Annotated in this window: 9 protein-coding genes and 1 pseudogene; 7 read left to right on the plus strand and 3 right to left on the minus strand. The window is 52.2% G+C overall.

Annotated features, from left to right (window positions below; genetic code table 11):
* Positions 1-57: 57 nt before the first annotated feature.
* Complete coding sequence (locus KRAC_RS54840) at positions 58-1,707, plus strand: ISL3 family transposase (protein WP_007921934.1); 1,650 nt, start codon at positions 58-60, stop codon at positions 1,705-1,707.
* Positions 1,708-1,844: 137 nt separating this feature from the next.
* Here KRAC_RS54840 and KRAC_RS54845 read toward each other — a convergent pair whose 3' ends face one another.
* Positions 1,845-2,279 (minus strand): GNAT family N-acetyltransferase, encoded by a 435-nt coding sequence (locus tag KRAC_RS54845; RefSeq protein WP_007921938.1) that lies wholly within the window; start codon positions 2,277-2,279, stop codon positions 1,845-1,847.
* A 615-nt stretch (positions 2,280-2,894) separates the two neighbouring features.
* Between KRAC_RS54845 and KRAC_RS54850 the strand changes: the two genes are divergently transcribed.
* The 3 genes and pseudogenes from KRAC_RS54850 to KRAC_RS54865 all read left to right on the plus strand — a co-directional run bounded on the left by KRAC_RS54850 (position 2,895) and on the right by KRAC_RS54865 (position 7,726).
* Positions 2,895-5,156, plus strand: a complete 2,262-nt coding sequence (locus KRAC_RS54850; RefSeq protein WP_007921947.1) for an APC family permease — start codon at positions 2,895-2,897, stop codon at positions 5,154-5,156.
* A 1,582-nt stretch (positions 5,157-6,738) separates the two neighbouring features.
* Positions 6,739-7,443: pseudogene (locus tag KRAC_RS54860) on the plus strand (IS6 family transposase); the annotation flags it as partial.
* 4 nt (positions 7,444-7,447) lie between these two features.
* Entirely contained in the window at positions 7,448-7,726 is a 279-nt protein-coding gene (locus KRAC_RS54865; protein WP_007921950.1) for a hypothetical protein, read from the plus strand.
* 122 nt (positions 7,727-7,848) lie between these two features.
* Here KRAC_RS54865 and KRAC_RS54870 read toward each other — a convergent pair whose 3' ends face one another.
* The gene (locus tag KRAC_RS54870; RefSeq protein WP_007921952.1) at positions 7,849-8,994 is read right to left on the minus strand and encodes a glutathione-independent formaldehyde dehydrogenase; all 1,146 of its coding nucleotides are present in this window, start codon (positions 8,992-8,994) and stop codon (positions 7,849-7,851) included.
* 394 nt (positions 8,995-9,388) lie between these two features.
* On the opposite strand from KRAC_RS54870, the gene KRAC_RS54875 reads away from it, so the two are divergent.
* Positions 9,389-10,135: a GDSL-type esterase/lipase family protein gene (locus KRAC_RS54875; protein WP_007921954.1), complete on the plus strand. Its 747-nt coding sequence runs from the start codon at positions 9,389-9,391 to the stop codon at positions 10,133-10,135.
* Between the two features lie 112 nt (positions 10,136-10,247).
* On the opposite strand, the gene KRAC_RS54880 is transcribed toward KRAC_RS54875, so the two are convergent.
* Entirely contained in the window at positions 10,248-10,811 is a 564-nt protein-coding gene (locus KRAC_RS54880) for a hypothetical protein (protein ID WP_007921956.1), read from the minus strand.
* Between the two features lie 96 nt (positions 10,812-10,907).
* Between KRAC_RS54880 and KRAC_RS54885 the strand changes: the two genes are divergently transcribed.
* Positions 10,908-11,915, plus strand: coding sequence for an IS630 family transposase (locus tag KRAC_RS54885; RefSeq protein WP_052569382.1), 1,008 nt, complete (start codon positions 10,908-10,910; stop codon positions 11,913-11,915).
* Between the two features lie 67 nt (positions 11,916-11,982).
* Positions 11,983-13,218: a tetratricopeptide repeat protein gene (locus KRAC_RS54890; RefSeq protein ID WP_007906650.1), complete on the plus strand. Its 1,236-nt coding sequence runs from the start codon at positions 11,983-11,985 to the stop codon at positions 13,216-13,218.
* Positions 13,219-13,220 lie beyond the last annotated feature (2 nt).

Raw genomic sequence — 13,220 nt, forward strand, 5'->3', positions numbered from 1 at the left:
TCCATCGAAAGATCGTTCTACATGAATAAAATACTTTTGTAGAAGGATCTAGTGAAGATGAAAGTGAAGCCAGTGCTTGCTCTCCCGGAGGGATTAGAAGTAACCGATATCGAGATGATTGACGAAGTGCTTACCATCACGGCGGTGTCCACACAAGTACACCCTTGTTGCCCACTCTGCAGCACACCTGCGCTGCGGGTACATAGCCGCTATACGCGCCAGATCACGGACCTGCCCTGTAGCGGACAACAAGTACGTCTCCTGGTGCAAGTGCGCAAGTGCTTTTGCCAGGTGCCCGACTGCGCTCGAAAAATCTTTATGGAGCGCCTCACGCCTTTCGTCCAGCCGTGGGCACGTGTGACGCAGCGTCTGTATCAGATCGTGCAGATCCTTGGCTTGGCTACTGGCGGTAGACTGGGCATCCGAGTGACGGATCGCTTAGGGATACAGACCACGCGCCAGACCATTCTCCGACGCATCATGGCGCTGCCTACAGAGCCGGTCGGACCGGTGTCGGAGCTGGGAATAGATGATTTTGCTTTCCGTCGTGGGAGAAAGTTTGGCACGATCCTGGTAGACATGCAAAGCCACAAGGTGCTTGACCTCTTGCCTGATCGCAAGGCAGAAACAGCAAAAGCTTGGATGATTTTGCATCCAGAAATCGATCTCGTGAGCCGTGATCGAGGGGGAGATTATGCGGCAGGAGCGCGTGAAGGTGCTCCACAGGCGACACAGGTTGCCGATCGTTTTCATATCTACAAAAATCTGACAGAAGCAGTTGAGTTGTCATTAGCTCGTTGTCGTGCCGAGATCCGCAAAAATGCTGAGGCAGCTTCATGTCAGGAAGTCTCTCCAGAAGCGCGGCAAGCACTCGTAGAGAGTACCAAGGCGTTTCCCATGAAAACCTGGAAACCCACACCAGACCCCTGCACTGAACGTGCTCGTTTAACACGGCGCGCGCAGCGCTATGATCGCTATCAACAAGTGGTTGCCCTTCACGTGCAGGGCTTCGAGCAGGCAGAGATCGCTCGTCGTGTGGGTTTGAGCACACGAACCATTCAAAAGTGGCTCAAAGCGGGAACATTTCCCGAAGCGAAGCGGCGGCGAAAACGGCAGAGCAAGTTTGATCCCTATGCTTCCTATGTGCTCAAACGGTGGAAAGAAGGATGCAAGAATGGTTCGCAGCTCTACCGAGAGATCAAAGAAAAGGGGTACACAGGAACTGAACGACAGGTCCATCGATTTCTCCTGCCCCTGCGAGCGCAATTGCCGCTTGCTCAAACCGTTGAGGCTCCTCAAACACCTGTCCAAGATTTTTCGGCAACGGAGGCCGTTTGGCTCTTTGTTCGCAATCCATCTGATCTGGATCAGACGGAGCAAGTAACCTTAGCTGCCGTATGTCAAGCCAGTGAAACAGCCAGGACGATCTACCAACTTGTCCAGGAATTTCGGCAGATACTGCATCACCGTGAAGGAGAAAAGCTTGATGATTGGCTGGAGAAAGTCCGAGCCAGCCAGATCTGCGAATTACAGAGCTTTGTGGTTGGGGTTGAGCGAGACAAGGCAGCAGTGGTGGCAGGACTGACCCTTCCCCAAAACAACGGATTGGTTGAGGGAAAAGTGAACAAGCTCAAGCTGATCAAAAGGATGGGGTACGGCAGAGCTGAATTTCCCTTGTTGCGTCAGCGCGTGCTTCATGCTCTTTAAGCACAACTGAAAGGACCATTTTACATGCAAAATCATCAGATTCTGATAAACAAATGCGCATCACCAAAAGTGTGCCAGATCCAATTTATGCGTCAAACCGGAAAAGTTATTCGACAATCGACATTAATTGATGGAAATTAAAGTTTTTTACCAAAACACCATGAATGATTGTCATAACCATTACGCTTATAAAAAGCATGCGCATTTATACGCTGTACACCACAACATAAGTAAATATTTACTATGCCTTTATCTTGTGCGTATTTCTCGATAAACTGAATCAACTTTGTTCCAATGCCTTTATTGTTTTTATCGCTTTTAACTGCAATACCAGTAATTTGCATCTGTTGTTCCTCAAAGCCTATTGCATAAGTTTGTACGGAAGCAACAAATCCAACAACATCATTATCAATTACAGCTACAAATGTTTTGTAATTATCATCGTTTTTTACTCTGTCATAATGCGGAGCGATGTTTTGAGCAGTCACCCATTTATTGCCAATCTCATCATTCCACAAAGACAAAACCGCAGGGTAGTCTTTTTTTTCAATTTCACGGATAAATACTTCCATAGCAATCTCAACTCCTTAAAATATTTATACTGCGCTTAAATTTTCCAAGTGGTGCTGTACATTTACATGAATATTCCCTCTCTTCTTTTACTGTCTATTTTACCAGTTACGTTACACGAAGAACAAATGGGTTCATCACTCTCTCTTTGATCCTTCAGTAACAGAAGGAACCTACAAACTTTCATTTTTATCGCAAGCATTACTAACGGTATGTGCAAACCATGTCTTGATCAAGTTTCATAGGAACGTTTTTCCTATCTCGTTTTTGGTGTACCCCTTCTTTGGCCTTGCGATAGCGCTCTTCAATCGTGTCTCCGGATACATGTCTTCAATATGCATACGCGTATTTATATAAATATAGCATATTATAAGATTTGGTATCATATACATGGTATAAAGCCATTCACGATTTTTAGGTGCAACGGATTGGTAGATCTGGTGAGGGCTCCTCTGAAAAATCGCCAGCAAAGTACGATACTATGTATATTGCTCGTTTTATATTTTCTCTCTGCCATGTAGTATCATGGCGCTGGAAATAAACACAAACAAGCGTGCGATTTTTGCGAAAATTGGTTCGTTGCACCCAGCAGTTTGGCAGAAGAAGGATTAAAATTGATGGGAAAGAAGCATACAAACGACTCTTTTCAGTCTGGCACCAATGATGGGAGCGACGGGCGCGGGGAGCAGGATCAACATCAGCGCGAGCAGGACACCAGCGCACCGACCCCCTCGGAACGACTGCCGACCCTCGATGAACGCAATATCAGTGTCTTGCGTCGCGTTGGCAATGAGTGGAGACGGTTCAGTGGTAACCCTGAGGTGTGGAGAGACGCGCTGCCTGTAGACCCCAGTCTTGGCACCTATCCCGATCACGCGGAAATCCGGCCAACGCGCTTTGGGCGCTTCGTGCGCGTTTTTCTGCAAAGTGAGCCCCCCACAGTAGAGGCGACGAGCGCAGCCGAGGTACCACCATCGCTGCTCGGTCGCATCGGCTATTATCTAAAGCGTATCGTGCTCGGCGCCCCGCTCAAGAGCAGCGCAATTGTCCACGAGCGCATGCGCAAGCTTGTGGCACTGGCGGTGCTCTCCGCCGACGCGCTCTCATCGGTCGCTTACGGACCAGAGGCCATACTAGCGATCCTCGTTCTCGGCGGCAGCGCCGCCCTCACCTATACGCCGCCGATCGCTGCCGTGATTGCGTTCTTGATGCTCACTGTTGGTCTCTCCTATCGCCAGACGATCCGCGCCTACCCCCACGGCGGTGGGTCGTACATCGTCGCCAGCGACAACCTTGGCCACGTGCCAGGGCTGGTAGCCGCCGCCGGCCTGTTGACCGACTACATCCTGACCGTCGCCGTATCGGTCTCCTCGGGAATCGCGGCAATCACCTCGGCGATCCCATCACTCGCTCAAGCCATCGTCCCGCTCGGAGTTGGTGTGATCGTCGTGTTGCTCGCCGGAAATCTGCGCGGCGTGCGCCAGGCGGGTGTGATATTTGCCGCACCGACCTACGCCTTCATCTTCGCTATCTTCACGCTCGTCATTGTCGGTCTCTCCCAGGCCGCTGGCCGCGGCTTCCACCCGATTCCGCCACCACCACTCCCCGCGATGGAGGCGGTCAGCGTCCTCTTACTCCTGCGCGCCTTTGCCTCGGGATCAACGGCCATGACGGGCATCGAGGCGATCTCCAACGCAGTTCCGGCGTTCCAGCCCGTCGAGTGGCGCAATGCCCGCACGACATTGACGTGGATGGTCGGCTTGTTGATCGCGCTGTTTGTTGGCACGATCACGCTGATTCATCTTTACGGTGTCGTGCCAAACGCGCATGAGACGATCCTCTCGCAACTTGCCCATCGCAGTTTCGACTCGGGATTCATGTACGCCTTCACGCAAGCGGCAACGGCGGCAATCCTGCTAATGGCGGCCAACACCGCCTACAATGACTTCCCGCGCGTGCTGTTCCTGCTGGCACGCGACCGGTACGCGCCACGGACCTTTCTGCGCATGGGCGATCGGCTGGCTTTCAGCAATGGGATTATCCTGCTCTCGGTCATAGCGACAGTCATATACGTCGTTTTCGGCGGCAAGACCGACCTTCTCATCCCGTTGTACGCCGTCGGCGTCTTCCTGGCCTTCACGCTGTCGCAGGCCGGCATGGTGGTCCACTGGTGGCGCCTGCGCGACGCCCACTGGCGCCGGAGCCTGTTCTTCAACGCCATCGGGTGCCTGCTCTCGGCGATTGTTTTCCTCACCGCTGGACTCACGAAGTTCACCGAAGGCGCTTGGGTAGCCCTGCTCACTATCGGGCTGTTCATCCTGGTCGCGATGCGCATTCGACGCCACTACGACCTGGCCGCTCAGGCGCTCGCGCTGCAGGCAGGGGTGATTGAAGTGCCACAGCCACAGCGCCTACCTGCGCTCGTCTCAGGCGTGGAGGCAGGCCTGGCCGAAGCGGAGGAAACGCCCGAGGAGATCCACCACCTGGTGATCGTACTAGTTGCCTCGCTGGACCGCGCCAGTATGCGCGCCCTGGCGTATGCGGCCTCGCTCCAACAGCCCGTGCTCGTACTGCACCTCAGTTCCACGGAGGAGGATGCTAAACGCTTTCGCGATTACTGGCACCTCTGGGGGGACCATCTGCCGCTCGCGGTTATCGTCTCTCCCTACCGCGCGATTGTTGCGCCGATAGTCAAATACATCGAGGTGTTACATTGGCAACGCCCCGACCTCACGGTGACGGTGATCCTTCCGGAGATCGTCGTCCGGCACTGGTGGCACCGCATCCTGCACGGTCAGACTGCGTCACAACTGAGGCATGCACTCCGACCTCTGCCGAAGATTGTCGTCACAACCATCCCGTTCCATCTGCCCGACTAATGTCCATTGTGATATGAAATTGGTGAAATTTGGAGCATGTTCTGTGGATGAGTTGTTTTCTCTCTCTCCATTTGATCAGCCTTCTCACTACTGCAAAAGTAGGTTTATCAACAGAAGAAATGGAAAAATTTTCACTATTTTCGGTCGTATTCTGAGGGAGGCTTTATCCAAATGTTTCAAACACTATGTTTGCACTAAGCAGCAAAAGCGAGTGTATCCACGAGGCGATCAAAGAGCACCCGTGGGATTTGAACGATGGCTCCTTCGAGCGCTTATGTACAACCACCTGCCTTGAGCAGCATATCACCTCTAGACCAACACCAGACAAAAAGCAGATCAGCATCGTATAAAGAACGTACCAAAACCATCTCGAAAAATTGCAGCTATAGCCTTCTCTCACACCCAGCTCAACACTGGGCAGAGGAGGTGCAACGTCTCTTGCCACATGGCCCACATGGCCAACTTGCCCTTATTGAAGGCGTATCTCACGATGTACAAGATAACCATTTGCAGAAATTGGTCAGTGCACGTTGTGCATCTCTGCCTGTGCCGGGGTGAATGTGAGCAGCAATCATTGGGGGTGGTTCTAACTCTCGACGAACACGTCTTTACTTCCTGCAAAAGATGGCTGGCTGATTCTATCAGGTAGTAGAAGAAAAAAGACAAACATCCATGAGCAGTTTCAAGAGAACAACAATGAGCCTGCTCAAAGCTCGTCATTGAGTTTGAACAGGCTCACCAATAAAACTAACCTGGATTCAGGTGCATCACGAGGATGATTGTTGATGTACAATACTCTACAATAGAGTAGAAGAAGACTGGAAGAAAAAGCAAGTCTATCCTTGCTCTGTGGACAAAAATGAGGAGAAAACGCCATGATCAAGAACAAAATACCCATCTACTACTACTGAACGGCGTCTTTTCCCTTGCGGTTGGACATCAATTTTCAGTCGGAATAGGGCAAGATCATCAGGTCTTGAACCATTATAGCCAATGCGGCGCGCGATTCCACACATCTGACCAGGAGTATCAGAACGAGAGCATGGAATGCGAGCCAAAGAATGTTTGACCGTCGCCTAGAGGCACGGCAAAAGAGACAGGTAGGTGAGATGTTGCGTTTTCTCCTGCGCTGTCATTTCCGGCGACCTTTCAAAATACTCCAAGAAAAAGCGCTCTCTGTTTGCGGCAAGCATCAGGGAAATGTCTTTTTCTCAGGGGCGATGTTAAAGTAGCAAAGTAAGCACGATGTGCCCTTCTAGACAGGTGTAGCCCTTTTTTGTTTCACTCCCCAGCTCCACATAAAGTGTAGCATATTTGGGAAACAGGCCAGCCACTGGAATGTTGCCTATGGCGTTATCCCAAGCCAACCCACAACCTCATCGGTGAGCTCATGATTCACAAGAGCCCTGCCAGTTCAGTCGTTTGTCTCCGACTCCTCAAGAAGCTCACCGAGGCTTCTTTCCACCTGGGGAGAAGAAATAGCCTCCCTCTTCCTGAAGTTGAGGCGCGTGGATCGTTTGCAATGTATGCAGTGACATAACATGTGACGCTGCAAGGTAGGTGTGAGTTAATGCTACATTGAACGCCGTTCAATTTCCTAGAATATCCCACTGATGTGGTTCTGCTGGTTGTCCTGTGGGGGCTTCGCTACAAGTTGAGCCTGCGGGATCTCGCTGAAATGTTTCTGGAGCGGGGCATCGTGCTCACCCATGGAACCGTTCGGGACTGGGAAGCACGGTTTGCACCTCTGGTGGCAGACTAACTGCGGAGAAAACGATGGGAACAGGCAGGAAGATCCTGGTATGTGGATGAGACGTCTATCAAAGTTCATGGAAAGTGGTGCTACTTCTATCGCGCCATTGATGCTGAGGGCAACCTGCTTGATTCTCGCTTGAGCGAGAAACGCGATATGGAAGCCGCCCAGCAGTTTTTCAAACAGGCTCTCGCTGTGGTTGGCCACACCCCAGAACAAGTGACAACTGACGGTCATGCTTCTTATCCACGAGCCGTACGTGAGGTACTTGGGAGTGGTGTACAGCATCGAACCAATAAATACCTCAACAATCGTTTGGAGCAAGACCATCGAGGAATAAAACAACGCTACTATCCAATGCGTGGATTTGGGAATTTCGCCTCAGCGGCACGTTTTTGTCATGCTTTTGATGAATTACGCAACTCTTTTCGCCCACGTTCTCTCATGAGAGAAACCCTGTCTCTTCCGGAGCAACGATGGTTGTTTTGCGAAAAACTTGCAGTCCTGCGACTCCTGCTCCTGATGGCTTCCTAGCTCAATGGATGATGAGTTGAAAGACTGCCACCTCTTTCTGTGGACTTTTATGCACTCAGTTCTGACAGAACCTAATGACGGAGTGAAATTTGCGAGTTTGCATCAACAAATTGAAACCATCAAACTAAGTATAGACCTGGCTGCAATACAAACAAGCCCGCAAGATTACCACCTCTTTATGGACATCGTGAAAGCTCATCTGAGAGCCTTACACCGGACGGTTGAGTATTTTGAAGTGTTGGCGGAACAGGACCCCAAAGCACTGACTGCTCAATCTGACTGACGTCGTTCAACCTCGCAAACCCAGGGTTGCAAAATACACCCTCGAGGCTACCCCTCGAACCGTGTGTACCCTCATTTGATGAAGAGCGGTGCTTGGTTCCAGGGGTAGCCAACAGGCATAGATTATGCCGCGGGCTTAAGCACGACTTTGGTCCAACCATTATCGCGCGCATCAAAGTGTTGATACGCGTCGGGGGCTTGCTCTAAGGGCAACCTGTGCGAGACGATAAACGATGGCTTCGCCTTCCCCAGGTGAATGAGGTCGCGCAGGTGACGATTGTAGTCCTTCACATTGCACTGTCCTGTGCCGATACTCTGACCCTTAAACCACAGGAGACCCCAATCGAAGGCAATCTCGCCTTGCTTGTAGAGGGGATCTTGTGGAGCTGGATCGTTAGGAACATAGACGCCAACGACCCCAATCCCTCCGGTGAACTTTACTGAACGCACCAGGTTATTCATGGTCATGTTGGGATGCTCACGACCCTGAGGATCATGTGCCTGATAGCCCACGCACTCACAGCCTCGATCTGCACCCCTCCCATTCGTAAGTTGCAGGACACGCTCGATGGGATCTTCCTTTGAAAAATCAATTGGGATGGCCCCAATGGACTCGGCAAGCTTGAGTCGGTCCGGGTGGAAATCGACAACCATGACCTTGCTCGCCTCCTTGAGCGTCGCAGAGTAGGCTGCCATTAATCCCACCGGGCCTGAGCCATAGATGACGACGGTATCGCCCGGTTGCACACAGGCTAGCTGCGTTGCATGCCAACCAGTCGGAAAGATGTCAGCAACCATGACGTAATCGTCCTGCTTCTCACGAGCGTCCTCTGGCAACCGTAGGCAGTTAAAATCGGCATAAGGGACTCGGAGGTATTGTGCCTGCCCGCCCTGGTATGGTCCCATATCAGCAAAGCCATATGCTGCACCAGCCATCTTTGGATCTGGATTGGTCGTGAGGCAGAAAGCAGTCAAGCCCTTCTCACAATTGCGACAGAAGCCACAACTAACGTTAAAGGGAAGGCAGACCATGTCGCCAACCTTGATCCTGTCAACAGCATTTCCAATCTCAACAACTTCGCCAAGATTCTCATGGCCGAAGACTCGGCCCTTTTCGAAGTCAGTGCGACCTTCGTACATGTGCAAATCGGAACCACAAATGTTGGTAGTGGTAACCTTTACCAACGCATCGGTCGGGCGCTCGATTTTTGGATCTGGCACATCTTGAATACTAACGCTACGCGGTCCGTTGTAGACAACTGCTTTCATCATATTCCCCCAAGCACACGGGTGTGCGTTTGTACATGTCAGTGACTACGATGTAACTCATTTCCTCGATGAGAAGAAGGGCGCTTACACGATAAAGAGACACGAAATCAGGAAATACATACGCGGGCATCAAAAAACCGCCCGTGTATTTTTCAGCGTATTCCACACAGGTCAACAAAATATACGACTGTACAGAATATAACTAATTGTGCAATTAAGCGTATCTTTTATGGATAACACAATGTGGAAAGACCAAAGGTAACATAACAATAGGAAATTTTTATTTTTGGCAGAACCCGATTTAAGCGTTCAATAATCTCGTGATCAGCTTTGTGGTGGCAGAGGGGGACGGGACATTACTACCGGGCACCTCATCGCCTCACAGACCTCTTATGTGTCAACTCCTGGTGCCAGAAACGCCAGCACCCTTCCAGCGGCTGAGAACCTCTTCCCTGCCTATCCACTGATGACCACAGCCTGGTGGGCACTGACCAGCGTAGAGGTCCTGCCAGAGCAGCCAACCAACGTAGTTGTCGCGCTGGGCGATTCGGCGACAGATAGTGCTTTCTCCACCGTTGATACGAACAGGCGGTATCCAGATTACCTGGCTCATCGGCTTGCAGCCCGCGGGAAAGCAGGCTTTCTGTCAGTCCTCAATGCTGGCATCAGTTGGAATGAGTTGCTAGCCACACGGTTTTCCGCCACAGGTAAGGCGACAGTGCAGCGCTTTGCCTGGGATGTGCTGGGTCAGGCAGCCGTAACAGATGTGATTGTCCAGATTGGGATCAACGATCTGCACAATAATGCGCAAGCAAGCACAATTATCGATGGCATACAACAGCTTGCCACACTGGCGCGAACACATCATCTGCGCATCTTTGGTTCAACGATCTTACCCGGTTCGTACACACCTGAGCAGGCGGTACAGTGGCGTAGCGTAAATAGCTGGCTTCGTGAGCAGGGAGATCAGTGGTTTGATGGTGTCTTTGACTTTGCAGCAGCGTTAAGTCATCCAGAGGATGAAACCAGGCTCGATCCTCGCTGGAATTCGGGAGATGACATTCATCCCAATGATGCCGGCTACCAACGGATGGCAGAGGCGGTGGATCTCGCCAAGTTGACGGGCAATCTGGTTCTCTAGTCTGGCTAGCTAGAAGGTTGTGGGTTTAAACTGAGCATATGGCAACGGGCGATGCTCAGTTCACACCGACTTGCCGCATCCCCATAACAACTATGATTGGATATATTCCCGATTATGGCAAATTGCGATAGCGCTCTAGCACAAGATGGACAATCTCCTCCATTTTGGTTGAGGACCAGGCCGCGAAATGGTCCCAGCCGCTTGTCTGCCAATCATCAACCGGATGAGTTTCTGGCAACCAGGGGGAAAGGTCGAAATGCAGATAGTCTGCCAGGTTCCAGATAAAAGGCTCATACAGCTTGCGTATCTCGGCCAGTTGCTGTTCCGCATCCGCCCGGCGAAAATTCAGGCCCAGCTTTTCCAGATCTTCACGTAGGTGTAGAAAATCCTCGGAAGAGAGGCGCTCAGAGGTTAGCTTTCTTGGCGATGTCAGATAGACCTGTGCTAGGTCCACTGCCGTGTGGCGCGCAATGGCGAAAAGGAAGCGGGACGTGGGCAAATCAAGCCCATCGAGACCGATCAGAAGCAGTGAACAGAGATCAAGCATCGTGGTTAATGCCGCTAGCCAGGACTGCCGCTCGTGCTGAGAGCGATAGTGAAGCAGAGCTGGATACGAGAAATGGCTCTCCAGAATATCAGCACACCATAGTTCCCAGTTTCGTAGGATATGCCTCATCTCTTCCTCACTAGCGTGTGTCTCATGCTGACGGCGTAGCCACTCAAGGGCATTACAGCGGTGTCCAGAAGGGTTGATCTATGATACACTGTCTGCGTGAAAGCCTATTCTCAAGACCTACGTCAACGCGTGCTGCGAGCCATCGGCCAAGGAAAAAAGCAGGCCGAAGTTGCAGAGATGTTTGCCATTTCCACCGCCACCATCAAACGCTATCTCAAAGCGCGACGAGAGAGGGGGCATGTCTTGCCCCAACCAATCCCTGGTCGTCCCAGCATCAAAGGAGCGGCCTCGCAGGCTGGCTTGCTCGACCAGTTAGAGGCCAACCCCGATGCGACCCGAGAGCAGCACTGCCAGATGTGGGAAGCCAGGACCGGCACCAAGGTCAGCCCCGCTTCCATCAGCCGTGCCAGAATGGCTTTAGGCTGGACGCGAAAAAAAAAGATTCTGAGAGCCAGCGAACAGGATGAAGCGGAACGCGCCGTCTGGCAGGAGCAAGCCAAGCAGTTGCCCACCCAAGATCTGGTCATCGTGGATGAGACGGGTTCGCGGATCAACATGACGCCGCTGTATGCCTATGCTCCGCAAGGAAAGCGGGCCATCGGTACGGTTCCCCGCAACTACGGGGCGAATTTGACATTAATTGCCTCGTTGTCGGTGCAAGGCATGGGCGAATCGATGCTGCTGGATGGCGCAGCTGATGCCGCCGCCTTTGAGACCTACATCGAGCAAATCCTGGCTCCCAGCTTGCGCGAAGGCCAGATCGTGATCCTGGACAATCTCTCGATACACCTGGGGCCTCGGGTCAAAGAGGCCATCGAAGCCCGAGGATGCCAACTCCTGTTTCTGCCTGCCTACTCGCCTGATTTCTCCCCGATAGAGGGAGCGTTTTCCAAATTGAAAACGATCTTGCGACGGGTCGGCGCTCGTACGCGCGAGGCGCTCCAAGACGCGATCATTGAGGTATTGCCTCGCATTACTCCTGCCGATGCGCTCGGCTGGTTTCTGCATTGTGGCTATCCTACGCCTTCGACGCTCCTGGATGGCGCAACAAGAAGGGAACCAGAAGCCGCGAAGTACGAAAGGCGGAGTGAGTTACCGCAATGAGCACACGGAGAGAGAATAGAGAGCCAAAACGACCAGGAAGGTGAATATCCTTCAAGGAGCAATGCCTATGAACGCACCTTTTCCGATGGAGGAACAGCCCTTTTGGGCAGTGATTGAGCAAACCAGACAAGCTACAACTCAACAGGAGCAAACGCAGCGGCTCGCTTATGGGCTGCATGCCCTTTCGCCTGAGCAGATTCGAGCCTTTGACCAACGCTTCCGTTCCTTATCCAACGATCTGTTCCCATCCCAATCCCTGCGACAACTGCTGCTCAATCGGCATTACACCTGGGGAGACGATAGCTGGCACTACTTTCTGTCCTGGATCATCATGCAGGGAAACGATGCCTACACCCTGGCATCCCACGCTTCAGCAAACCTTCTCCCTTTGATTCACGCGCATTCAAAGCCAGCAAAGGGATTAGCAGATATCCCCACCTGGTTTCGCCCCAGATGGCTTCCAGATTTTGAAGGAAGTGCATATGTTGCCGGGAAAGTCTACCTGAAAAAAACGGGACACGAGATCGAGGAGGACGAGGCCCAAGAAGATGAGCACCAGCAGGAACCAGAACCCAACGAATGGGAGGCCCTCCGGATCGCACGAGCCCGTGGCCATAGTCTCCTTCTTCAAGGGTTACGACGCCTTGCAGCACGGCGCAAGCAAGAAGAGGAAACAGATCTGAACGAGGCCGCCTGGGCGTCCAAGCAGTTTTATGCGCTCAATCGGCATGTTCTCAATCCGTACGGCACCCATCGTCCCTGGAGCTTGGATCGCCATCGGTACGAAGAGGCCCTGGAAGCTTTTAAACAGGTGCTACGCTTGCAACCTGATAATCTCTTTGCTCACCGCAAAAAAGGTCAAGCGTTGCAAGCGTTGGGACGGTATGAAGAAGCTTTGATTATCTTCGGTCAGCTTATCCATCTTACACCCGAAGATCTCTCGCTATTCTATGAGAAAGGGGCTCTCTTCTTCGAAGCCGAGCGCTACTGCGAGGCGCTTGCCGTCTTTGATCAGATCTTCCGTCGCAATCCTGACGATGCCATGCTTCATTACTACCAAGGTCTTGCCCTGCTTCGTCTTGGACGCATCCAGGAAGCACTCGGGGCGTTTGAACAGACGCTCCAGCTCGATCCGGACTACTTGCCTGCATACATCGCTCAAGGCAAGCTACTGGTGCAAAGCGGGCGTTCTCAGGAAGCGCTTCATGCCTGCGAACAGGTATTGCGCCTCAATCCACAAACGGCATGGGCGGTCCAAACGCACCAGGTGCTTCTCAGGCACGTTGAACGCAACGATCAGTGACC

The organism is Ktedonobacter racemifer DSM 44963 (assembly GCF_000178855.1).
GTDB lineage: Bacteria > Chloroflexota > Ktedonobacteria > Ktedonobacterales > Ktedonobacteraceae > Ktedonobacter > Ktedonobacter racemifer.